The sequence below is a fragment of the Halarchaeum nitratireducens genome (genome assembly GCF_017874695.1).
In the GTDB taxonomy this organism is placed as follows: Archaea; Halobacteriota; Halobacteria; order Halobacteriales; family Halobacteriaceae; genus Halarchaeum; species Halarchaeum nitratireducens.
The window spans coordinates 203,440-226,022 of the sequence record NZ_JAGIKY010000002.1 but is presented as its reverse complement, the minus strand read 5'-3'; the positions used below and the strand labels follow the sequence as shown (position 1 = coordinate 226,022).

The window sequence follows — 22,583 nt, the reverse complement described above, 5'->3', positions numbered from 1 at the left end:
AATGGGCGTCGCGGACACGGCCGCGTGGGGCGCGGTCGCCTCCCTCGTCTTCCTGATCGTCGCCGTCGCGTATCGCGCACTCGCGGGCGGCGGTCCCGCGATCGCCGCGCTCCTCGCGGTCGCGGTGGTGGTCGGCGTCGCGGGCGCCGCCGGAGCGCGCGCCGTCGGGTGACGAATCACCCGGGGCGAAAAGAAGGCTTTAAACCGTCGACCGGGCTAGCAGGGGGTGCAGGCCGGGATGGCCGAATGGCAAAGCGCACGCCTGGAAAGCGTGTCCCCGTATGGGGTTCTGGGTTCAAATCCCAGTCCCGGCGTCTTCTCTCCGCGATCCACCGTCGAGGAGCACCGCGTATCGATCTTCGGTGATCGACGACGCTCGGTGCGAACGCGCTCGGGCTAGACGACGCCGAGGCCGACCGCGAGCGCGCCGAGTCCGACGACGGCGGCGAGAGCGGCCCCGACGTACGCGTAGCGGTACGTCCCGAACGCGTCAGCGAGTTCGGACTCGGGCATATCGGAGACGATGAACGACTCGCGTGGGGTGACGACGACGTCCTCCGGCTTGAGCGGGTGCGTGGCGCCCTCGGTGGCGCGCGCGTGCCCGAGTACGTAGACGTCGTCGCCGGGCGCGAGGACGCCCTCGTAGTACCGGCGCTCGCCGTGCGCCGTCCCGAAGTCGAGCACGTTCGTGATGGAGTCGCGCTGCTCCGCGAGGCCGGCTTCGCCGCGGACGAAGTCGGCGACGCGCTCGGGCGAGTCGGCGTCCGGGGGGACGCTGACGCCGACGGCGAAGTCGTCGAGGACCGCGAGGACGTCGTCGGCGGAGACGCCGACGCCGGCGAGGCGGTCGACGTCGATGGGGCCGACCTGTATCTCGTGGACGCCGGTGCCGGAGGAGACGTCGTCCACGTGGTCACCGACGTCGACCGTGACGCGGCCGGTGCCGTCGTCGAGGGCGAACGGCGTCGCGTAGACGCCTTCGGCGCGCGTCTCCCACATCTCGGAGTCGCCGCGCTCGTCCCACTCCTCGACTTCCCACGCGGAGAGGACGGCGGGGTCGCCGCGGATCGGAGAGTCGAACGGTTCGTCGGCGCGGACGGTGCCTTTCAGTTCGACGCGACCCTCCTCGCGGACGTCCCAGACGTCGGTCGTCTCGGTGTTCCGGACGAGCGCGCTCCGGCGGTGCTGGCGGCGACCGTAGACGCCGGCGAACGCGGCGACGAGGAGGAGGGCGACGCCGACGGCGATAGGGAGGGCGGACATGCCTGTTCCGGCATCGAGAGAAGAGGCGGTTAAACGTTCGGCTCGCGCCGTCGCCCTACAGGTCGACGTTCACGCGGATCTCGCCCTCGGTGACGGTGTCGACGAGGTCGCCTTCAACGGTGTAGTCGTCCCCGTCCCGTTCGCTCCACCCGAGGGCGGCGAGGACGGCGTCGCCGAGCCCGGGATCGGGGTCGACCCACGCGGTGTTCGACTCGACTTCGGTGACGACGCCGAACTCCTCGCCCTCGACGTCGACCAGGATCTTCCCTTCGTCCTCGCTGGTGAGCGTGGCCATACGGGACGGGTGTCGGCGGGACGACAAAGGACTGGTGGCTGTGGGGACCGTGCGGGCACGGCCGGGTCAGGCGGTACTCCGCGCGTGAGGGCGTCGAGCGCGGACCGGCGGTGTGGGCGGGCGCGGCGACGTGGTCCGCCGAATGGGTGTGATAATCCCCACCATACGTTTCGGTCGCGTCGGGCGCTCTCGCGCCCCTCGACACCGACATACACACAAATTTTATATAGAAGGACAAACAATCGATGTAGTGACGATGTCTCAGCGACGTATGCAGGGCCAGCCGATGGTCATCATGGGCGACGACGCGCAGCGAGTAAAGGATAAGGACGCACAGGAGCACAACATCTCCGCGGCGCGCGCCGTCGCGGACGCCGTCCGCTCCACCCTCGGCCCGAAGGGGATGGACAAGATGCTCGTGGACGACATGGGTGACGTCACGATCACGAACGACGGCGTCACCATCCTCGAGAAGATGGACATCGACAACCCGACGGCCGAGATGATCGTCGAGGTCGCCGAGACCCAAGAGGACGAGGCCGGCGACGGCACGACGACCGCCGTCGCGATCGCGGGCGAGCTCCTCAAGAACGCCGAGGACCTCCTCGAGCAGGACATCCACCCGACCGCGGTCATCAAGGGATACAACCTCGCCAGCGAGAAGGCCCGCCAGTTCGTCGACGCCGAGGCCGTCGACGTCGACCCCGACGACGAGGAGCTCGTGCGCTCCGTCGCCGAGACGTCCATGACGGGCAAGAGCGCCGAGATCGACAAGGAGCAGCTCTCCGGGCTCCTCTACGAGGCGCTGCGCGCCGTCTCCGTCGACGCCGACGACGGCTCCACGGTCGTCGACGTCGCCAACATCAACATCGAGACGCAGACCGGCCGCGCCGTCTCCGAGTCCGAGCTCCTCAAGGGCGCGACCGTCTCCAAGGACCCGGTCCTCGACTCGATGCCGACCGAGTTCGACGACGCGGACATCCTGCTCCTCAACGAGGCCATCGAGGTCGAGGAGGCCAACGCCGACACGTCCGTCAACATCGACAGCCCGGACCAGCTCCAGAGCTTCCTCGATCAGGAGGAGGAGCAGCTCAAGGAGAAGGTCGAGCAGATCAAGGCCTCGGGCGCCGACGTCGTCCTCTGTCAGAAGGGCATCGACGACATGGCCCAGCACTACCTCGCGAAGGAGGGCATCCTCGCCGTCCGCCGCGTGAAGAAATCCGACGTCGAGTTCCTGAAGGAGGTCCTCGGTGCGGCGATCGTCACGGACCTCGACTCCCTCAGCGCCGACGACCTCGGACGCGGGAGCATCCGCCGCGACGCCGAGGACGAGCTCTTCTACGTCGAGGGCCTCGACGAGACCGCCCACGGCGTCACGCTCATCCTCCGCGGCTCCACGGACCACGTCGTCGACGAGCTCGAGCGCGGCGTCACCGACGCGCTCGACGTCGCCGCCCAGACCATCTCGGACGGCCGCGTCCTCCCCGGCGGCGGCGCCATCGAAGTCGAAGTCGCCGACCAGCTCCGCAACTACGCGGACTCCGTCAGCGGCCGCGAGCAGCTCGCCGTCGAGGCGTTCGCGGACTCCCTCGAACTCGTCCCGCGCGTCCTCGCCGAGAACGCCGGTCTCGACCCGATCGACACCCTCGTCGACCTGCGCTCCGCGCACGAGGCCGGCGAGAACCGCACGGGCCTGAACGTCCTCAGCGGCGACCTAGAGAACTCCCTCGACGCGGGCGTCGTCGAGACGGCCCACGCGAAGGAGCAGGCCGTCAGTAGCGCGACTGAGGCCGCGAACCTCGTGCTCAAAATCGACGACATCATCTCCGCCGGCGACCTCTCCACCGACAAGGGCGACGACGAGGGCGGTCCCGGCGGCGCCGGCGGCATGGGCGGCATGGGCGGCATGGGCGGCATGATGTAAGAGTACCGTTTGTTCTGCGCGCCGGCTCTGCCGGCGCTCGGCAAAAGCTACGACAAAAGTCGGTGCTCCCGCCGCGTTGGTCCGCGCCGAGCGCGATCGCTTCGCGCTCGGTGGCTTCGCGAGTGAGCACCGCGAATGAGCGTGACCGGAGCGATTTCGTCGCTCTGGAATCGCGCGACGAGCGGCTCGGTAGAGCCCGGTAGTCGCGCGAACATCCGCGGCACCGCTCGCTGATCGTTCGGCCCGCCGCGGTTTTTCTCTGACTCCGTGGACAGCGACGGCTACGCGTGCCGTCGGAGCCAGCGGACGGCGCCCCGATCAATGTCGAAGACGTACGCGAGGAGATAGGCGCCGCCGACGAAGAAGAGGACGCCGACGGCCGCCGTCGCGAGGGGCGACCCGGCGGACGCGACGGCCTGCGGGGTCGCCATGCTATGCGCGACGAGCGAGACGCCGAGGAGGAAGTAGACGACCTTCCAGAAGAGCCGGCGTACTTCGCCGCGCGCGGCGCGTTCGGCCGCGCGCTGAACGTCGTCGGACGCCGAAGCGTCCGGGATCGGGGCGGTCATGGTCGTCACTACGTGTCGGAGATATAATAATCTAGGCGGGTCGTCTCTCGCCGTGCGGGAGGCGGCTTACTCCTCGTGGATGTCGAGTTCGAACTGCTCGTTCTCGGCGGCGGCGTTGAGCACGACGCTCGTCGAGGACTCCTTGATGTCCTTATCGCCGAGGAGTTCCTTGATGAGGTAGTTCATGTCGTCCGTGTCGATGAACTTCCCGATGGCGATGATGTCGTGGTCGCCGGTGACCTCGTAGACGGACACCATCTGCTTGTGCGCACGGAGGTGGTCGGCGAGGTCGGGGAGCGCGGTCCCCTCGACTTTGAGTTGGAGGACGGCGGTGACGTCGTAACCGAGCTTGTCGTAGTCGACGATCGGCGTGTACCCCTGGATGACGCCCTCGTCTTCGAGGTCCTTGAGGTGGTTCGAGATGGTCGTCACGGAGACGTCGAGCTCTTCGGCGAGGCTGCGGAGGCTCGCGCGGCCGTCGCCGAGGAGGGCGTTGATCAGTTTCGCGTCGAGATTCTCGTAGGTCACGTCCGTACGGACGCGCCGGGGGCATTAGAATTTAACGAACGTCCACTTCCCCTGAGACCGAAAAGATTTGCGAGGACCGCAACCGCTTTAGTAGTCCGTGCGTTTGCATCGAACGACGAAACCAATGACGAACGGGAAACCGGTTACTGATGGCGGTCTCAGCGAGACTGAACAGGAAGTGCTGGACGAGATCGAGGAGAAGAACGTCGATTTCCTCCGACTCCAGTTCACGGACATCCTCGGCACCGTGAAGAACGTCTCCGTCCCGGCGGAGCAGGCCGAGAAGGCCTTCACGGACGGGATCTACTTCGACGGCTCCTCCATTGAGGGGTTCGTCCGCATCCAGGAGTCCGACATGCGGCTCAAGCCGGATCCGGAGACGTTCGCCATCCTCCCGTGGCGCCAGCGCGAGGAGACGGCCTCGGCGCGTCTCATCTGTGACGTCATCGACACGTCCACGGACGAGCCCTTCGAGGGCGACCCGCGCCGCGTGCTGCAGAACGTCCTCGAACGCGCCGAGGACATGGGCTACACCGTCAACGCCGCGCCCGAACCCGAGTTCTTCCTCTTCGAGGAGGACGAGCGCGGTCGCGCGACGACGGAACTCTCGGACTTCGGCGGCTACTTCGACCTCGCCCCGAAGGACCCGGCCTCGGACGTGCGCCGCGACATCATCAACGGGCTCGAGGACATGGGCTTCGAGATCGAGGCCTCCCACCACGAGGTCGCGGAGTCCCAACACGAGATCAACTTCGAGTACGACGACGCGCTCACGACCGCGGACAACGTCGCGACGTTCCGCACCGTCGTCCGCGCCATCGCCGCGGAACACGACATGCACGCGACGTTCATGCCCAAGCCCATCGCGGAAATCAACGGCTCCGGCATGCACACGCACTTCTCGCTCTTCGAGGACGGCGAGAACGCGTTCCACGACGAGGACGATGAGTTCGACCTCTCCGAGACCGCCCACCAGTTCCTCGCGGGCATCCTCGAACACGCACCCGCGATCACGGCCGTCTCGAACCCGACCGTGAACTCCTACAAGCGCCTCGTCCCCGGCTACGAGGCCCCAGTCTACGTCGCGTGGTCCGACCGGAACCGCTCCGCGCTCATCCGCAAGCCCGCGGCGCGCGTCCCCGCCGCCTCCCGCATCGAGGCGCGCTTCCCCGACCCGTCCTGTAACCCGTACCTCGCGTTCGCCGCGCTCATCTCGGCGGGCCTCGACGGGATCGAGAAGGGTCTCGACGCGCCCGACCCGGTCCGCGAGAACATCTACGAGTTCGACGCCGAGAAGCGCGAGGAGTACGGCATCGAGACGCTGCCGTCCAACCTCGGTGAGGCCGTCGACGCCCTCGAAGCCGACGACACCGTCCTCGACACGCTCGGCGACCACATCGCGGAGAAGTTCATCGAGGCCAAGCGCGAGGAGCACACGGGCTATCGCATCCAGGTCTCCGACTGGGAGAAGGAGCGCTACCTCGAGAAGTTCTAACGGCTCCGCTCAGCGACTCCCGACCCGTCGGCGAATCGCCCGGGTGACGGGGAGCGCGACGACCCCCGCACCCGCGATACCACTCGTTAGTACGACACCGTACCACGGGAGCGGCGCGACCAGCGCCGCGAGTCCCAGACCACCGCAGACGGCGTACCCGAGCAGCGTCGGCCCCGTCCCGAGCGCGCCGCGCGGGTGTCGCACCACGCCGATCGAGCCGAGGAGCGCGCCGACGCCGAGCCCGGCGGCGGCGAGCGCCTCGACGGTCGGGCCCGCGAGGGGGACCGCGAGGACGCCGAGGGCGGCGGTGAACGCGTAGCCGGGGCCGAGCCGGGAACGCGTGAGCGCGAGGACGACCGCCACGAGGGCGCTCCCGACGAGGACGCCGGCGATGACGTCGACGAGATAGTGGACGCCGAGGAGGAGCCGCGTCGCGCAGACGAGCGCGACGGCCGCGGCGGCGACCCCCCACCGGTAGCGCGGGCGCGGTCGTCGGAGGAGGGCGGCCGCACCGCCGTAGAGGGCGGTCGCCGAGACCGCGTGGCCGCTCGGGAAGCCGTAGCCGTCGGCGGCGACGAGCGTGAGGCTCTCGGGCGGGCGGCCGGCGGCGAGAAGCGCTTTCGCACCGACGACGGTGCCGAAGACAGCGAACCCGAGCGCGACGTAGCGCGCGGCGTCGCGGTCGCTGACGAGGTCGTAGCGGGGACCGAGCCAGTGGACGGTGGCGACCGCGGCGACGACGAACCACGCGTCACCGAGCTGGGTGAGCGCGGCGAGGAGGGGGACGAGGACGTCCGGGACGAGTTCGGTGAGCGCGCGCGTGAGACCGACGCCGCGCATGTGTTAGCGCTTCGATCGGAGCCAGCCGGCGACGCGTCCGGGGGCGCCAAGCGCGTTGAGCGAGAGTCCGACGACGAGCATGAACACGTAGAGGCCGAGAGTGGAGAAGCCGACGACGAGCATGGCGAGGACGGACCACCCACCATCGAGCCAGTGGAACGCCCCGAGCGTCATGACGGTCCCGTATAGGAGAACGAGATAGGGGCCCCAGCCGCGGGCGTGGTTGCGTCGGACGCGCGAGCGGACGTACCCCTTCAGATCGTCCTCGAAGGCGTCGCGGTCGACGGTCTTCTCGTCGAGAGCGTGTTCGAGTTCGTCGACGCGGCGCTGGAGCTCGGTGACGTCCGGCGTCGGCTCGTTCCGACCGCCGTCGGTCTCCGGGCGGCCGCCGTCCGTCTCGACGCGCCGGTCGTCCGGTGCCGTCTCGGTGTCGTCCGTTCGTCCCGCGAGCACGGGAGAGAGTATCGCCCCGGCCATAATAACAGTCCCGGAGACGTACGGCCGCGTGACGAGGGGGACGGCCGCGACGAGGACGCCGTGGCGCTCGGATCGTTCGACGCCGAGGACGGAGAGACGGAATCCGTTGGTGGCCGATCGAACGGTCTCGGTGACGACGCGCTGGCTCGCGGGCGTGCGGAACGCGCCGGCGAAAACACCCGGGTGGGACCCTTCAGGGCGCGGCGTCGCGGATCTCGGCCACGGAGGCGTCCGTCTCGAACGTCGTGCCGCCGTAGTGGGTGCGCGAGGCCTCGAATCCGGCGTCGCGGAGCGCCGCGAGGAAGTCGTCCATGGCGACGGCGGGTTCGCTCCACCGCCCGTAGAGTTTGTGCTGGTCGTAGTGGGTAGGTCGATCGAGTTCGTTCTCGATCGTGTCGAGGAGTGACGCGGCGGTCTCCGCGGTCCCCATGTCGTCGTCGAGGGCGTCGCGGGTCGCGTCGAGGAACGTGTCGGCGTGCGTCGCGCCGAGCCATATCGGCCCCGCGGTGAGGAGGTTCCGGCCGCCGCAGTTCGGGCAGGCGTCCGGACGGGCGGCGTGGAGGCCGGCCTCGTGCTCGCGCCAGAGACATTCGGGGCAGTGATAGACGTGTCCGAGGGCGTCGATGGCGTCGTTCGCGGCGCTCGCGGAGTGGGTGAGGTCGACGTACGTGCGGACGTAGTGGCGCGTCGCGTGCGTCAACAGCGGCGTGACGCCGACGTCGAAGCGCGCGGCCGAGCGCGCCATCGCGGCGAGGAGGACGCGAACGCCCATCTCGGCGTGGTACTCCGTGTTTCGCGGGACGATCCCGTACTTTCGGACCCCGGAGTCGAAGTGCGCGCCGCAGAGCGGCGCGGTGTCCGTCGCGGTGACGCAGACCAGATCGCGGGCGTTGGCGAACGTCGCGTCGAGGAACGGCGCGGGCGTGCCGAACGGGTCGAGGTCCACGACGTCGTAGGCGTCCTCGGGGTCCCAGAGCACCGCGTTCGCGTCGTCGTGTAAGACGTCGCCCGCGACGCCGTTTCGCGCGAGGTTCTCGCGGGCGAGGTCGACGGCGGCCGGGTCCCGATCGACGAGCGTCGCGTCCCACCCGTCGGCGGCCGCGCGAACGCCCCGGACGCCCGAGGCGCACGTCGCGTCCAGATACGTCTCCGCGCGCGGTTCGCGCCCGCGGTAGGCGCGCAGCGCCGCCACCGTCAGATCGCGGTTCAGTTCCTGCTCCGTGTTGAAGAACACCGCGCCTTCGACCCCCTCGCCTGACTGCTCGGGAACCTCGACCGTCACCGCGCCCTCCGTGACCTCCATGGTCTCCCGTGCGGGCGGTGCGGTCCTAAAGGACACGACACGGGGCGGCCGCGGTACCGAGGCGGCGTGACGCCGACGCGGGCGTGACACCCGCGAACCGCACGCCCTTTAGTCGGCCCGGGAGTAACGACGGTCGTGACGGCCGACGCCCGCGGCGGTGGGGACGACGACTGGCGCGACGCCCTCGAAGCCGCGGGCGAACTCACGCCCGGGATCGTCGAGCGGGTCCTCGACGCGCACGGCGACCGGGGGCGACGCGCCATCGACGCCGTCGGAGAGGGCCGCGTGAAGCAGTACGTGGACTTCACGGTCGTCGTCGGCCACGAGGACGAGTACATCGTCGAGGACGGCGGCTGTACCTGCCGGGACAGCCAGTACAACCTCGATCCCGACGACCCCGACCAGCGCTGCTGGCACGTCCTCGCCGCCGAGATCGCCGAGCGCGTCGGCGCCGTCGACCACCACGACATGTACTACTCCGAGGTCCGCGAGTTCCTCTAGGCCGCCGGCTTCGCGGGTGCTTTTTGCCGTCGGGCACGTATCGGTGGTCGATGACCGCTTTCGCGGACGCGACGGAGGCCGACGTGCGCGCGGCCTTCGACCGGCAGGACTACGTCGCCGGCGACGACGTCGTGACGACGGCGCTCTTGGCGCTCCGGCTCGGCAAACCCCTGCTCGTCGAGGGCGCGCCGGGCGCGGGCAAGACCGAGCTCGCCAAGACGCTCGCGCGCGGCTTCGACACCGAGCTCGTCCGCCTCCAGTGTTACGAGGGGTTGGCGGCCGAGAACGCCCTCTACGAGTGGAACTACACGAAACAGCTCCTCGCCGTCGAGGGCGAGGAGGCGAGCGTCGACGGCGAGCACTCCGTCTTCGACGAGGAGTACCTGTTGGAGCGCCCGCTGCTGCGCGCGCTCGCCGACGCGGACGACGGCGAGAACCCGCCCGTGTTGCTCGTCGACGAGGTCGATCGGGCCGACGAGGCCTTCGAGGCCCTCCTCCTCGAGGTGCTCTCCGACTTCCAGGTCTCCGTGCCCGAGCTCGGCACGATCTCGGCCGATCGGCCCCCGATCGTCGTGCTCACGTCGAATCGGACGCGGGGGCTCTCCGACGCGCTCAAGCGTCGTTGTCTCTACCTCCACGTCGAACCGCCGTCGTTCGAGCGCGAGCTGGAGATCGTCGAGTGCAAGTCCGCCCTCGACACCGACGTCGCCGCGGCGGTCTGCGGCGTCGTACAGGCGCTTCGCGAGCGCGCGCTGCGCAAACAGCCCGGCGTCGCGGAGACGCTCGACTGGGCGGACGCGCTCGCCGCGCTCGGGGTCGAAGAGCTCGACGCGGCGACCGTCGAGCGGACGATCGGCTGCCTGTTGAAGGACGCGACGGACGTCGCCGAGATCGATGCCGAGGCCATCGAGGCCGCGCTCGACGAGGCGCGCGCCGGGACGCGGGCGGCGTGATGGACGACCACCTCCGGGCGGAGCTCGTCCGCTTCGCCACCGCGCTCCGGGCGGGCGGCGTCGCGGTCCCGGGGGACGGCGCGCTCGCGGCCGCCGACGCGCTCGCCGCGCTCGACGACCGGGGCCGCGAGGCCGTCCGGGCGGCGCTGCGCGCGACGCTCTGCACCCGCCCCGCGGACGAGGACGTCTTCGCGTCGCGCTTCGAGACGTTCTGGACGCGCGTCCGGGGCGGCGACGCGGCGTACGGCGACGACGACGGCGTCGCCACGCTCGACACGAGCGCCGAGGGGGTGGCGGACGCCCCCGGTCAGATGGTCGTCGACGAGAACGCCGCGATGCCGGGCGGAGCGGGCGGCGAACGCAGCGGCGGCGTCGGCCCGAGTCAGAGCGAACGCGCCGGCAGCCAGTACAGCGCCGACGGCGCGAGCGAGCGGGTGTCGCTCGACGGCGTGCGCGGCGACGAGGGGTCCGTCGACGACGCCGTCGCGACGTTCACGGACGCCGTCGCATCGCTCCCCGGCCGCCGCTGGGGACGGGGGACGGGGGCACCCGACGTCCGGCGCGCGCTCCGCCGCGGGGCCGCGACGGGCGGCGTCCCGCTCCCGCTTCCGGAGCGCGAGCGCGAGCGCAGCGCGGCGCGCGGCCTCGTCTTCGTCGACGTCAGCGGCTCCGTCCTCGATCACCTCGATCGGGACGTCCTGATCGGGTTCTGCCACGCGATCCGGCGGCGGTGGCGCCGAACGCCGATCTACTTCTTCGACACCGCGCTCCGCGACGTCAGCGGGGCGTTCGACGTCTCGTCGCCGGCGGCGGCCGCGGACGTCCTCGAATCGACGCGGGTCGAGTGGGGCGGCGGCACCCGGATCGGCGACGCGCTGGCCGGCCTCCACCGCGAGCGACCGGAACGCGTCGGCCGACACGATACCGTCGTCGTCGTCAGCGACGGGATCGAACGCGGCGACACCGACGGCCTGCGCGAGCAGGCCGCGTGGCTCTCGCGGCGCGCCGGGCGGGTCCTCTGGCTGAATCCGCTCGCCGCCGACGAGCGCTGGACGCCGAGCGCGCCCGGCATGCGCGCCGTCCTCCCCTATCTCGATGGCCTGTACGCGTTCGCCGACACCGACGACCTCGCCGCGCTCGCCGCCGACCTGAAACGACACGGGCCGACGCTCCGCGCCGCCGACGGTCGCGGATCGGCGTGACCGAGCCGACGGAGAGCACGTCACGCGCGGCGTTCGTGCGGTCGCTGACGACGCCGCGCAGATGACGACGCCGCGCAGAGATCGAAGCGGACCATGTCTTTCCACCTCTGGGTCGTCCGACGACCCCCTCGGTCCCAAAGCGTGGTCCACGCGAACGAAGTGAGTGCGAGAGCAGCGAGACGGGACGCGTCTCGCGGGGGTGAAAATTCCGAGCGCTTCGCGCTCGTCCTACGACTCCGCGCAGAGGTCGACGTAGTTCCGGAGGATCCGCAGACCGGTCTCGCCCGACTTCTCGGGGTGGAACTGCGTGCCGAAGACGGTGCCGTCGTCGTTCGTGACCACGGAGGCGAAGTCCGTCCCGTAGTCGGTCGTCGTGACGACGTGCGTCGGGTCGTCGGGCTCGGCGTAGTAGGAGTGGACGAAGTAGGCGTACTCGCCCTCGACGCCCGCGACGAGCGGGTGCTCGTGCTCGACGCGGAGCTCGTTCCACCCCATGTGCGGGACCTTCAGGTCGGGGTCGTCGAAGCGGACGTTCGTCCCGGGGATCAATCCGAGGCCCTCAACGTCGCCCTGTCCCTCGCGATCGGCTTCCTCGCTCGTGTCGAGGAGCATCTGCATCCCGAGGCAGATGCCGAACAGCGGCGTGTCCGAGGCCGCGACGTCGCGCAGGGCCTCCCTGAAGGGACCGGCGTTCTCCATGCCGTCGCCGAACGCGCCGACGCCGGGGAGGACGACGCCGTCGGCGTCGGTGAGCGCCTCGGGATCGTCGGATATCTCCACGGCCGCGCCCGCGCGTTCGAGACCGCGCGTCACGCTCCGGAGGTTCCCGAGACCGTAGTCGACGACGACGACGTCCGCCGTCGTCTCGCGGGGAGACTGCGTACTCATACGGGAGAGTGGGGGACGGCGAACCAAGTCGGTTTCCCCTCCATCTTTTTCCGGCAGGGGGTCGCCTGCGGCGACCCCCGTACCGCAAAAACATGGGTGAAAAAGGCCGGTCGCCGGAGGCGACCGGTGAAACTCGCGCTTCGCGCGAGTACGCTTGACCGCGCCGCGACCCTCAACCAACGTTAGATATAGCCAGCGTACTTACCGCGCGCGACCGCAGGGTGCGAGCGGGCCGAGAGCCGACCAACGGGAGGCTCGCAGTGCTTTCGGTCGAGCTTTTGCCAGCGAGCCGTAGGCGAGCGCAGGAAAAGCTCGCACACAGACCGAACGATCCAGGTGGATAGCGTCCGGCGACCGAGTGGTCCGAAGGACCCGGTAGGTCGCCGGTTCCCTCGCCGGAGGGCGAGGCGCGAGCGCGACCGTAGGGAGCGCGACGCGCTTTTGGCCGAGCTTTTGCCGAGCGCCGGCGAAAGCCGGCGGGCAGAGCAAAAGGTCGTTTAGAAGTCCCCGAGGCTCGACTGGCCGCCCTCGGCGCCGACGATGGTGGCGACTTTCTCGATAGTGCCCTCGAAGGTGTCCTTCTGCGAGCGGTCGTAGAGCGTCGCGGCGGGGTGGACGCAGACGAGGACGTCGAGGCGCGTCTCACCGATCGAGACGGTTTCGATCGTCCCGGCTTCGTTCGTGACGGCGACGTCGCGTCCGAGGAGGTGTTGGGCGGGGACCTTGCCGAGCGCGACGACGACATCAGGATCGATGGCTTCGAGCTCGGCGTCGAGATACGCCCGGCAGTTGGCGAGTTCCTCGGCGCTCGGATCGCGGTTCTCCGGGGGGCGACAGCGCACGCAGTTCGTGATGCGGACGTCCCGCCTGCGGAGGCCGTGCGTGTCGAGGGCGTCGTCGAGGACGTCGCCGCTGCGGCCGACGAAGGGCTCGCCCTGCTCGTCCTCGTTCGCGCCCGGTCCCTCGCCGACGAAGACGACGTCGGCGTCGTCGGGGCCGACGCCGTTGACGATGCGGCTACGGGAGTCGACGAGGGCGGGACACTTCCGGCAGGCTGTAACGCAGAGGCCGTCCATCCCGTCGGGGTCGCTCATACTCGCGGGTCGGCGCCGAGGGCGTTAAGCCTCCGGGTTCCGACGGTAGCGGTCGGCGGCGCGCGCGGCCTCGCGGGCGACGCGAAGGGGGTCGGGTCGCCCGCCCTCGGGGGTGAACGCCTGGACGATCCGCGCGGGCTCGTCACAGCCGACGCTCCGGACGTAGACGGTGTCGTCGTTCACGGGAACGGCGTGGCGCTCGGGGAGCGCGCGGTAGCGGGCGAGGCGCTCGGCGGCCGCGGCGTCGTCGAACTCGCGTCGGATGGCGTCTTCGAGGCCGTCGCTCGACTCGAAGGAGACCGCGAGAACCGGGCGTCCAGTCGCGTCGTGGAGGCGATCGACGTCGAGGACGTTGTACCACGCGAGCGCGACGCCGGCGACGAGGACGTATCGGACGTCGGGCCGATCGAGGCCGTTCCAGACGTCGATGGCGGCGGTCGTGGCGTCGCTCCCACCGACGGCGCAAGAGGAGAAACGGAAGTCGTCGACGACGCGGTCGGCGCGGACGACGGCGCCCGCGAGCGTGCTCCGGCCACCCTCGCCGACGTAGGACTCGGCGAGGCCGAGCGCGCGAGCGCCGGTCTTCACTTACTCGCCCTTGATGTCCTGCAGTTTGTCCAGCAGCTCGTCGTTGCTAGCGTCGATCTCGTACTCCACTTGGCCCTCGTGGGCGTTCTGCTCGGTCTCGACGCCCTCGCCGTCGGCGTCGTCCGAATCGAGTTGCTGTCGCTCCTGCTCGGACTCATCGTAGCTTCCGAATCCCATACGAGAACGTTCCGGACTCAACTACTAAAAGGAACCGGATATTTAAAACTAGGGTGTATAGGCGCGGACGTGCGCGTCGAACACGTCACCGCCGCGGCGGAATCGTTCACCTGCAACGCCTACCTCGCGCTCGGCGACCGGACCATCCTCGTCGACGCGGGCGCGATGGACGGCGTCGCGGACGTCGTCGCGGAGCACACCGACGCCCTCGACGCGGTCGTGCTCACGCACCAGCACGGCGATCACGTGGAGGCGCTCGACGAGGTCGTCGCGGCCTTCGACCCCGCGGTGTACGCCTACGCCGAGCACCCCCACCGAACGGACGCGCTCGACGGCGGCGATACGCTGCTCATCGGCGACGAGACCTTCGAGGCCGTGTACACGCCCGGCCACGCCGACGATCACCTGGCCTTCGTCTCCGCGACGACGCTCTTCTCCGGCGACGTGGTCGTCCACGACGACGGCGCGTTCGACTACGGGAGCTTCGGCCGGACGGACATGGCCGGACAGAGCCGAGAGGCGCTCGTCGAGAGCATCGAGCGCCTGCTCGACCGGATGCCGGCCGACGTCGAGCACATGTACGCCGGTCACGGCGCCACGTACCACGGCGACGTCCGCGACGTCGTCGAGACCGCCCTCACGCGCGCCGAGAAGCGCGAGCCGAAGTACCCCGAGGAGTAAGTCGACGAGCGGCGCCGTTCTCATCGCCTCCGGCCCATCGGACGCTCCACCAGCGACGGCACCGTGAGAAGAGTGAACGCAAAGACATATAATTAGACGGGGCTAATTCGAGGATAACTAATGTCGAATAACGCGTTCTCGATACGCGAGCTGGCGCGGTACATCGGGCCGGGCTTTCTCATCTCCGTCGCGTACATGGACCCCGGGAACTGGGCGACGAACATCTCGGGCGGCGCGAAGTACGGCACCGCGCTCCTCTGGGTGATCGTCCTCGCCTCGATCGTGGCGATGGGCATCCAGATCGTCGCCGCGAAGCTCGGCATCGCCACCGGGAAAGGGATCGCCGCCCTCTGCCGGGAGCGTCTCCCGCGGCCCGTCGTCTACGTGCTCTGGGCCGCCGCCGAGCTCGCCATGATCGCCACCGACATGGCGGAGATCATCGGCGCCGCCATCGGGTTCAGCCTCGTCTTCGGCCTCCCGCTGTGGGCGGGCGCGGTCCTCGCGGGCATCTCCAGTTTCGCCCTCCTCGGCGTGCGCTCGGCGTACCGGCGGGGCTTTCGCGCCATCGAGTTCGCCATCATGGCGCTCGTCGGCGTCATCGCGCTCGCGTTCGTCTTCGAGGTCGCCCTCGCCAAACCGGACCCGGCGAACGTCGCGCTCGGTCTCGCGCCCTCCATCCCGAACGCCGGCGCGCTCTACGTCGCCATCGGTATCCTCGGCGCGACCGTGATGCCCCACTCCGTCTACCTCCACCCCTACATCGTCCAGGACCGGCGCAGCCGTCTCGTCGCCGAATCCGGAGACACCGAGGCCGTCCACCGGCGCCACTTCCGCTACGAGAGCATCGACACGATCGTCGCGCTGTTCGGCGCGATGTTCGTCAACGCCGCGATGCTCGTCGTCGCCGCCGCCGCGCTCACCGGCACCGGCATCGAGACCCTCGAAGAGGCCTACGTCACGCTCGCCGGCGTCTTCGGCGCCAACGCCAGCCTCGCGTTCGGGATCGCGCTCATCGCCGCCGGTCTCTCCTCCTCGCTTGTCGCCACCATGGCCGGCCAGACCGTCATGGACGGCTTCCTCGACTGGAACGTCTCCGTCTGGACCCGCCGCTCCGTCACGCTCGTCCCGAGTCTCGCCGTCGTCATCGCCGGCTTCGACCCGACGAGCGTCCTCGTCGCCAGCCAGGTCGCGCTCTCCTTCGAGTTGCCGTTCGTCCTCATCCCCCTCCTCTACTTCACCCGCGAGGAGGGGCTCATGGGGTCGTTCGTCAATCGAACGAGCACCACGAGCGTCCTCAGCCTCGTCGTCGCGGTGATCGTCGCGCTCAACGGGTGGCTGCTCTACACGACGCTGTTCGGGTGATCCGAGTCGCCGACCGCCGAGGACCGCGATTCTAAAACCTTAACCGCCTCCGCGCCGATTCCGACAGTATGGCCGAGCAATCCATCGAGGACCGCCTCCTCGGAAAGCAGATCTGCATGCGCTGTAACGCGCGCAACGCGAAGGAAGCGACGCAGTGCCGCAAGTGCGGTTACGGCAAGCTCCGCCCGAAGGCCCGCGAGCGTCGCGCGACGTAGAACCGCGACCTTTTCCTGTGCGCGGCCGATAGTGGTTCACAGAAGATTTAGGTGTATTCTGAGTTGGTAGGGCAATGACAGGACGAGAGAAAGAGATCGTCCGTCACCTCAGTGAGGACGATCTCGACCGCTTGCTCACACAGACAGATGACGAGAAGGTGAGTAAGCGACTCATCTTCATCAAACGGCTGTACAAGGGCGCATCACTCGAAGATGCAGCCGACGATGTCGGGATGTCCCAATCAACCGGGAGTCGCTGGGCCAGGCTCTGGAATAAGGGCGGTCTCGGACTTCTGACCCCGAGCTTCGGGGGCGGGCGGCCCCCGAAGCTCGACGAGGAACAACGAGAGCGGCTCCTTGACCTGCTCGAAGAGGGCGAACCCTGGAAGAAGCAGGAGATTCAGCACCTCATCAACGAAGAGTTCGATGTCGAGTACCATCCGAACTATCTGCCGCGACTCCTGTCTGATCTCGGCCTCTCGTACGCGATTCCGCGTACCGAGAGGCCAGACCGGCCAGAGAACGCCGACGAAATCCTCGACGAACGCGTTGCCGACGCGTTCGCCGAGGATGAGAAAAACGAGCCCCACAACAAACAGCCAGAAGACGACGAAGATGAAGACTGGACGGTTGATGACGATATCCGGACAGATGGCGGCACGACAGTCGGTTTCTTCGATATCTCGCATCCGCAACCGTGGGACAATTCTCAGCGGCTCTACACAGTGAACGAGCCGACGATTACCCGGCCGCTGGTGAAAATCGATACACCAGCGGCCGGGTTCTATGCGCTCAACGGCGAGAGTGTTCTCCAATTCCCGCCGAATCAGGAGAAAGAGCAGATCTGTGCGTGTCTCGAAGCGATCCGCGAGCAGAATCCGGGCGAGCGGATTCTGCTCGTCTTGGACAACTTCTCGTCACACATCTGTGCGTACACGCGCAAACGCGCCCACGAACTCGGGATCGACCTCATCTTTCTGCCTGTGGGCTCGCCGCATCTCAACCCGATTGAACCCGTCTGGAAGAGTCTCAAATGGGAGTCTTCGCCCCTGATCGTGGAGGGCGCGGCCGAATACCGCGCCCTCCTCGATGAGATCTTCACGAAGCTGACCGACCAGCTGAGTTTCGCAGGCTCGTGGATCGAAAATCACCTCGACGGATTCATTCAGAAGTTGCGTTAGTCACTAAAGGCCGCGCACAGGAAAAGGTCGACCTCCGCGAGCGATCGGAGATCGCTCGCTGATCCCGCGGAACGCGGCGCGTTCCGCGGACAAAAAGCCTTCCTCGCCACCGTCAGTGGCTCGTCGGCCTCGCGCTAGCGCGCGAGTGAGTCGTCATTCCGGTGGTTCCGCTACTCCTCGGCGCCCGCGTCGAGGTACTCCTGTTGGACCGTGACGACCTCCGTCGAGTCCGCGCACGCCGCGTACCGGCGCAGCGGCTCCTCGTTCAGTTCGAGGAAGGTGTGCCCCCACCGGAACTTGCCCAGCACGTCCTCGGCGTGCTCGCGTTCGCCGAGGATACAGAGCGCGCCCGCGAAGGCCTCCGCGGTGTTGAGCCGGAAGGGCTTCCCGTAGTTCACGGGGTTGGCGGCGACGAGGAAGGGGAGCGCGCGGTGATCGCCAGCCATCTCGAACATCGCGCGTTCGGCGGTCTCCCACGAGCAGTCGAGCGCGACGAGCGTCGAGTGATCGGCGTCGGCGGGCGAGAGCGCGGTGTCCGCGTGGGGGTTGAGGACGAGCCCGTACGGCGTCGCGCGGTTCGTCCGGTGGAGCTCGGCCATGTCGAAGCGCGCGAGCTTGCGGGCCGTGCACTTCTCGGGGTCGTCGTCGCCCTCGTAGCGGACGTGGAGGTCCACTACGCGTCGTCGCCCTCGCCGGCGCCGAGCGCGCTCTCGCCGACCTTCTCGCGGCCCTCGATGACCGTCTGGCCGCCCATGTAGGGCTGGAGGGCCGCCGGGACGTCGACGGTGCCGTCCTCGTTCTGGTAATACTCGAGGATGGCGACGACGACGCGGGGGACGGCGAGACCGCTGCCGTTCAGCGTGTGGAGGTACTCCGCGGACTCGTGGGGCTCGGGCCGATAGCGGATGCCGGCGCGCCGCGCCTGGAAGCCCTCGAAGTTCGAGACGGAGGAGACTTCGAGCCACCGCCCGCCCTCCGCGGGGCCCTCGTCCATGTCGTCGCCGGGCGCCCACACCTCGAGGTCGTACTTCTTCGCCTGCGTGAAGCCGAGGTCGCCCGTGCACATCTCGAGGATGCGGTACGGGAGTTCGAGGCGGCGGAGGACCTCCTCGGCCTCGTCGACGAGGCCCTCGAAGCGCTCCGCGGATTCCTCGGGGCGGACGAAGTTCACCATCTCGACCTTGTTGAACTGATGAACGCGAACGATCCCGCGCGTCTCCGTCCCGTGCTCGCCGGCCTCGCGGCGGAAGTTGGGACTGTACGCCTGATGTTTCAGCGGGAGGTCCTCGCCGAGCAGGATCTCGTCGCGGTACATGTTCGTCACGGGCACCTCGGCGGTCGGGAGGAGCCAGAGGTCGTCGTCGTCGTAGTCGGCCTCGTTGACGCCGCCGACGCGGTAGGCGTCCTCGACGAACTTCGGGAACTGCCCCGTCCCCTCCATCGACGCCGAGTTGACGGGGATCGGCGGGAAGACGTCGACGTACCCCTGCTCGCGGTGGACGTCGAGCATGAACTGGATCAGCGCGTGTTCGAGGCGCGCGCCCGCGCCCTTGGCGAAGTAGAACCCGCCGCCCGACACCTTCGCGCCGCGCTCGAAGTCGAGGACGTCCAGGTCCTCGCCGAGATCGTAGTGCGGGACCACTTCGTCGGGGAGCTCGCGAAGGTCGTCGAAGCCCTCGCGGCGGCGCTCGACGTTCTCGGACTCGTCCGCGCCGACGGGCACCTCGTCCTGCGGGATCTGCGGGAGCGTCAACAGGAGGCGTTCGAGTTCGCCCTCCAGGTCGTCCGCGCGCGCCTCGACGTCCGCGAGTTCGTCCTTGAGCGACTGGGAGCGCTCGATGGCCTCCTGGGCCGCCTCCTCCTTCCCCTCCTGTTTGAGTTCGCCGATCTCCGAGGAGACCTCGTTACGCTCGTGTCTGAGGTCGTCGCCCCTCCGCTTGAGGTCGCGCCACTCCTCGTCGACCTCCAGGATCCGATCCAGGTCCGCGTCGACCCCCTTCTTCTCCAAGGCGTCGCGCACGACGTCCGGGTTCTCCCGAACGAACTGCCGGCTGAGCATACGTACGTGTTCCCGTCGGCGGGCAAAACGGTGACGGGATTCGTCTCCCTCGCCGGGCGGCGCTTTTTTCGCGCTTCCGATCCCACGTCGAATCATGCCACAGAGCGGCACGTCACCGGGGGACGGCGCGCGCGTCGACGCCTGCACGGACGTCCACTACGTCGACACGGGGATGTACGACACGCCGGGCTACGGCGCGGTGTACGTCGTCGACGCCGAACGGCCCGCGGTGCTCGATACGGGCATCGGCACGCACCACGAGCGCGTCCTCGACGCGCTGGACGAAGTCGGGATCGCGCGCGACGACCTCGGCGCGATCGTCGTCTCGCACGTCCACCTCGATCACGCGGGCGGCGCGGGCTTCCTCGCCGACGCCTGTCCGAACGCCGACGTCTACGTTCACGAGATCGGCGCCCCCCACCTCGTCGACCCCGCGGACCTCGTCGCGGGGACGAAGCGCGCCGTCGGCGACCAGTGGCGCTACTACGTCGACCCCGAGCCCGTCCCCGAGTCGCGGATCGTCGAGCTCGCGGACGGCGACCGGATCGACCTCGGCGATCGGACGCTCACGGCCCACCACGCGCCGGGCCACGCGCCCCACCAGGTCGTCCTCGAAGACGACCGGGACGGCTTCGTGCACACGGCGGACGCCGCGGGCATCTGGGTGCCCGCGCTCAGTGAGGTCCACGAGACGAGTCCGCCGCCGAACTTCGAGCTGGAGACCTGCCTCGACGACGTGGCGACGATCCGCGAGCGCGCCCCCGACGTCCTGCTCTACCCGCACTTCGGGCCGGTCGCCGACGACGTCGACGGCGTGCTCGACGAGTACGCGACCACCCTGCGGGAGTGGGTCGCGCGCGTCCGGGAGAAGCGCGCAGAGCTCGACGACGACGAGGCGGTCGAGCGGTACTTCGCGGAGCGGACGTCGCTGGACGAGGTCTGGCCGGCACACAAGGCCGAGGAGGAGGTGGCGATGAACGTGCGCGGGGTTCTAGTGGCGCTCGATAGGAGAGTAGCATAAACACCACCGAACAGTCGTGGAATTTCGCGCCGCGACCACCCCCATTTATTGCATATCCCCCAAAACAACCTACTGGTACCCGTGTCCGGATCGTCACTCATCTCACTCGTCGCGCTCATCCTCGTGCTGGGCGTCCTCGCCCAGCTCGTCGCCGCGCGACTCCGTGTGCCGAGCGTGTTGTTCCTCATCCTCGCGGGCGTCTTCGTCGGGCCGGTGTTCGGTCTCATCGGCCGCGATACGTTCGGAGGCGCGCTCTCCGGGATCGTCGGGGTGAGCGTCGCCATCATCGTCTTCGAGGGGGCGTTCCACCTGAAACTAGAGAAGCTTCGCGAAGCGCCCCGGGAGAGCTTACGTCTCGTGACGCTCGGAGCGGCGGTGGCCTTGCTCGGGACGGCGCTCCTCGTCAGGGTCCTCCTCGGGCAGCCGTGGGACGTCGCGTTCCTCATCGGCGCGCTCCTCGTCGCCACGGGGCCGACGGTCATCACGCCGATCCTCGAGGTCGTCCCGGTGCGCGATCGGGTCGGCGCGTCGCTCGAAACCGAGGGCGTCGTGAACGACGTCACGGCGGCGGTCATCGCCGTGGTCGCCTTCGAGGTCGTCACCGCGGAGGCCGCGACGACGAGCGAGGTCATCACCGCGTTCTCCGCGCGCATCGGCGTCGGCGTCGTCGCCGGCCTCGTCGTCGCGGGGGCCGCGTGGGCGCTCCTCCGCCGGATCGACCTCTCGCCGGGGAACGCCGTGCAGAACGCGCGGCTCGTCACGCTCGCAAGCGCGCTCGCCGCGTACGGCCTCGCGGAGCTCTCGGGGCTCGGGGAGGCCGGGCTCCCCGCCGTGGCGACCGCGGGCATCATCCTCGGGAACGCCGACCTCCCCTACGAGGAGGAGATCGAGACGTTCAAAGGCGATATCACGCTCATCGTCCTCTCCTTCGTCTTCATCGCGCTCGCGTCGCTGCTCTCGCTCGGCGACCTGCTACGCTTCGGGATCGCGGGCGTAGCGGTCGCGGCCGGGGCGGCCCTCGTCGTCCGCCCCCTCGCCGTCTTCGTCTCCACGTTCGGTGATCGCTTCACGATGGCCGAGCGGACGTTCATCAGTTTCGTCGGCCCCCGCGGGATCATCCCCGCGTCCGTGGCGACGCTCTTCGCGGTCCAGTTGCGCTCTGCCGGGATGGAGAACGCAGCGAACGCGCTCGTCAGCGTCGTCTTCCTCACCATCCTCCTCACGGTCGTATTCGAGGGCGGCCTCGCGAGGCACATCGCGGAATTCCTCGACGTCATACCCATGCGTGTCATCATCGTCGGCGGCGGCACCGTCGGTCGCGCGCTCGCAGAGCGCCTCGAAGACCGCGGTGAGAACGTCGTCATCGTCGAAATGGACGAATCGACCATCGAACTCACGCGCGAGCGCGGCTTCACGGTCCACGCCGGCGACGGCACGGACATGGACGTGTTACGCGCCGCGGGCATCGAGAACGCGAAGATCGTCGTCACCGCGACCGGCGACGACGACGCGAACCTGCTCGTCAGCCAGCTCGTCGACTCGAAGTTCGACCCCGAGACCATCATCGCGCGGGTCAACAACCCAGACAACGTCGACGCGTTCAGCGAGCTCGGCGTTCGCGCCGTCTCCTCCTCGCTCGCCACGGCGTGGAGCATCGACAACCTCATCGAGCGCCCGGCGCTCTCCAACTGGATGACGGAGATCGGACGCAGCGGCGATGTTCAGGAGATCGAGGTCACCGCGGACGACCTCGTCGGGCGCACGATCGGCGAGCTCGACGAACACCTCCCGAACGGCTGCATCATCGCGCTCGTCGGCCGCGACGGCGAGAACGCCGTCCCCAGCGAGGACTTCACCCTACAGGCGGGCGACCACCTCACCTTCCTCGGGCGGAAGGAGGCGGTCCGCGAGGCCGTCGAGCGGTGTAACCCCTCGTCGGCGGCGGAGAAGGCGTGATCGGCGGCCGA

At 69.0% G+C, this 22,583-nt stretch carries 25 protein-coding genes and 1 tRNA gene; 13 read left to right on the top strand and 13 right to left on the bottom strand.

The window, feature by feature from the left end; genetic code table 11:
- Position 1 precedes the first annotated feature (1 nt).
- Together J2754_RS03250 and J2754_RS03245 are read left to right on the top strand one after the other, a co-directional pair.
- Positions 2-172: a hypothetical protein gene (locus tag J2754_RS03250; protein ID WP_188877657.1), complete on the top strand. Its 171-nt coding sequence runs from the start codon at positions 2-4 to the stop codon at positions 170-172.
- A 60-nt stretch (positions 173-232) separates the two neighbouring features.
- Positions 233-314, top strand: a tRNA-Ser gene (locus J2754_RS03245).
- An 82-nt stretch (positions 315-396) separates the two neighbouring features.
- Here J2754_RS03245 and J2754_RS03240 read toward each other — a convergent pair.
- Together J2754_RS03240 and J2754_RS03235 are read right to left on the bottom strand one after the other, a co-directional pair.
- On the bottom strand, positions 397-1,263 hold the full coding sequence (locus J2754_RS03240; protein ID WP_211086660.1) for a GIDE domain-containing protein: 867 nt from the start codon (positions 1,261-1,263) through the stop codon (positions 397-399).
- Positions 1,264-1,318: 55 nt separating this feature from the next.
- Positions 1,319-1,558: a hypothetical protein gene (locus tag J2754_RS03235; RefSeq protein ID WP_188877655.1), complete on the bottom strand. Its 240-nt coding sequence runs from the start codon at positions 1,556-1,558 to the stop codon at positions 1,319-1,321.
- Between the two features lie 256 nt (positions 1,559-1,814).
- Here J2754_RS03235 and thsB point away from each other — a divergent pair, with 256 nt between their 5' ends.
- Positions 1,815-3,482, top strand: coding sequence for a thermosome subunit beta (gene thsB / locus J2754_RS03230; RefSeq protein ID WP_425350954.1), 1,668 nt, complete (start codon positions 1,815-1,817; stop codon positions 3,480-3,482).
- A 281-nt stretch (positions 3,483-3,763) separates the two neighbouring features.
- Here thsB and J2754_RS03225 read toward each other — a convergent pair whose 3' ends face one another.
- Together J2754_RS03225 and lrp are read right to left on the bottom strand one after the other, a co-directional pair.
- Entirely contained in the window at positions 3,764-4,051 is a 288-nt protein-coding gene (locus J2754_RS03225; protein ID WP_211086659.1) for a hypothetical protein, read from the bottom strand.
- Positions 4,052-4,117: 66 nt separating this feature from the next.
- Positions 4,118-4,579, bottom strand: coding sequence for an HTH-type transcriptional regulator Lrp (gene lrp / locus J2754_RS03220; protein WP_188877651.1), 462 nt, complete (start codon positions 4,577-4,579; stop codon positions 4,118-4,120).
- A gap of 124 nt (positions 4,580-4,703) precedes the next feature.
- Here lrp and glnA point away from each other — a divergent pair, with 124 nt between their 5' ends.
- Complete coding sequence (gene glnA / locus J2754_RS03215) at positions 4,704-6,074, top strand: type I glutamate--ammonia ligase (protein WP_188877650.1); 1,371 nt, start codon at positions 4,704-4,706, stop codon at positions 6,072-6,074.
- Between the two features lie 9 nt (positions 6,075-6,083).
- Here glnA and J2754_RS03210 read toward each other — a convergent pair whose 3' ends face one another.
- From J2754_RS03210 to J2754_RS03200, 3 genes are all read right to left on the bottom strand, one after another.
- Positions 6,084-6,914: a phosphatase PAP2 family protein gene (locus J2754_RS03210; RefSeq protein WP_188877649.1), complete on the bottom strand. Its 831-nt coding sequence runs from the start codon at positions 6,912-6,914 to the stop codon at positions 6,084-6,086.
- A gap of 3 nt (positions 6,915-6,917) precedes the next feature.
- Entirely contained in the window at positions 6,918-7,367 is a 450-nt protein-coding gene (locus J2754_RS03205; protein WP_229772798.1) for a ribonuclease BN, read from the bottom strand.
- Positions 7,368-7,584: 217 nt separating this feature from the next.
- Positions 7,585-8,694, bottom strand: a complete 1,110-nt coding sequence (locus J2754_RS03200; protein WP_188877647.1) for a tRNA (guanine(26)-N(2))-dimethyltransferase — start codon at positions 8,692-8,694, stop codon at positions 7,585-7,587.
- Between the two features lie 135 nt (positions 8,695-8,829).
- Between J2754_RS03200 and J2754_RS03195 the strand changes: the two genes are divergently transcribed.
- From J2754_RS03195 to J2754_RS03185, 3 genes are read left to right on the top strand one after another with little or no spacing between them, the layout of a single operon-like run.
- On the top strand, positions 8,830-9,195 hold the full coding sequence (locus J2754_RS03195; protein ID WP_188877646.1) for a hypothetical protein: 366 nt from the start codon (positions 8,830-8,832) through the stop codon (positions 9,193-9,195).
- Between the two features lie 50 nt (positions 9,196-9,245).
- Positions 9,246-10,148, top strand: a complete 903-nt coding sequence (locus tag J2754_RS03190; protein ID WP_211086658.1) for an AAA family ATPase — start codon at positions 9,246-9,248, stop codon at positions 10,146-10,148.
- Positions 10,148-11,350: a VWA domain-containing protein gene (locus tag J2754_RS03185; RefSeq protein ID WP_211086657.1), complete on the top strand. Its 1,203-nt coding sequence runs from the start codon at positions 10,148-10,150 to the stop codon at positions 11,348-11,350. Before J2754_RS03190 ends, J2754_RS03185 begins: the two co-directional genes overlap by 1 nt.
- A gap of 228 nt (positions 11,351-11,578) precedes the next feature.
- On the opposite strand, the gene hisH is transcribed toward J2754_RS03185, so the two are convergent.
- The 4 genes from hisH to J2754_RS03165 all read right to left on the bottom strand — a co-directional run bounded on the left by hisH (position 11,579) and on the right by J2754_RS03165 (position 14,097).
- On the bottom strand, positions 11,579-12,238 hold the full coding sequence (gene hisH, locus J2754_RS03180; protein ID WP_211086656.1) for an imidazole glycerol phosphate synthase subunit HisH: 660 nt from the start codon (positions 12,236-12,238) through the stop codon (positions 11,579-11,581).
- 497 nt (positions 12,239-12,735) lie between these two features.
- On the bottom strand, positions 12,736-13,332 hold the full coding sequence (locus J2754_RS03175; RefSeq protein WP_188877641.1) for a uracil-DNA glycosylase: 597 nt from the start codon (positions 13,330-13,332) through the stop codon (positions 12,736-12,738).
- A gap of 24 nt (positions 13,333-13,356) precedes the next feature.
- A complete protein-coding gene (locus J2754_RS03170) occupies positions 13,357-13,920 on the bottom strand; it encodes an endonuclease dU (RefSeq protein WP_188877640.1) in 564 nt (187 codons plus the stop codon).
- Positions 13,921-14,097, bottom strand: coding sequence for a DUF5786 family protein (locus J2754_RS03165; RefSeq protein WP_188877639.1), 177 nt, complete (start codon positions 14,095-14,097; stop codon positions 13,921-13,923).
- A gap of 69 nt (positions 14,098-14,166) precedes the next feature.
- On the opposite strand from J2754_RS03165, the gene J2754_RS03160 reads away from it, so the two are divergent.
- The 4 genes from J2754_RS03160 (at position 14,167) to J2754_RS03145 (ending at position 17,536) form a co-directional block, all read left to right on the top strand.
- Positions 14,167-14,778, top strand: a complete 612-nt coding sequence (locus tag J2754_RS03160) for an MBL fold metallo-hydrolase (protein WP_211086655.1) — start codon at positions 14,167-14,169, stop codon at positions 14,776-14,778.
- A gap of 120 nt (positions 14,779-14,898) precedes the next feature.
- Positions 14,899-16,140, top strand: a complete 1,242-nt coding sequence (locus J2754_RS03155; RefSeq protein WP_211086654.1) for an Nramp family divalent metal transporter — start codon at positions 14,899-14,901, stop codon at positions 16,138-16,140.
- 68 nt (positions 16,141-16,208) lie between these two features.
- A complete protein-coding gene (locus tag J2754_RS03150) occupies positions 16,209-16,355 on the top strand; it encodes a 50S ribosomal protein L40e (protein WP_188877636.1) in 147 nt (48 codons plus the stop codon).
- A gap of 74 nt (positions 16,356-16,429) precedes the next feature.
- Positions 16,430-17,536, top strand: coding sequence for an IS630 family transposase (locus tag J2754_RS03145; RefSeq protein WP_211086653.1), 1,107 nt, complete (start codon positions 16,430-16,432; stop codon positions 17,534-17,536).
- Between the two features lie 170 nt (positions 17,537-17,706).
- Here the strand turns inward: J2754_RS03145 and J2754_RS03140 are convergent, their stop codons facing one another.
- The gene (locus J2754_RS03140) at positions 17,707-18,210 is read right to left on the bottom strand and encodes a DUF367 family protein (RefSeq protein ID WP_211086652.1); all 504 of its coding nucleotides are present in this window, start codon (positions 18,208-18,210) and stop codon (positions 17,707-17,709) included.
- A complete protein-coding gene (serS, locus tag J2754_RS03135; RefSeq protein WP_211086651.1) occupies positions 18,210-19,595 on the bottom strand; it encodes a serine--tRNA ligase in 1,386 nt (461 codons plus the stop codon). Before serS ends, J2754_RS03140 begins: the two co-directional genes overlap by 1 nt.
- A 94-nt stretch (positions 19,596-19,689) precedes the next feature.
- Between serS and J2754_RS03130 the strand changes: the two genes are divergently transcribed.
- Together J2754_RS03130 and J2754_RS03125 are read left to right on the top strand one after the other, a co-directional pair.
- A complete protein-coding gene (locus J2754_RS03130) occupies positions 19,690-20,616 on the top strand; it encodes an MBL fold metallo-hydrolase (protein WP_211086650.1) in 927 nt (308 codons plus the stop codon).
- Between the two features lie 72 nt (positions 20,617-20,688).
- Complete coding sequence (locus J2754_RS03125) at positions 20,689-22,572, top strand: cation:proton antiporter domain-containing protein (protein ID WP_245332878.1); 1,884 nt, start codon at positions 20,689-20,691, stop codon at positions 22,570-22,572.
- Positions 22,573-22,583 lie beyond the last annotated feature (11 nt).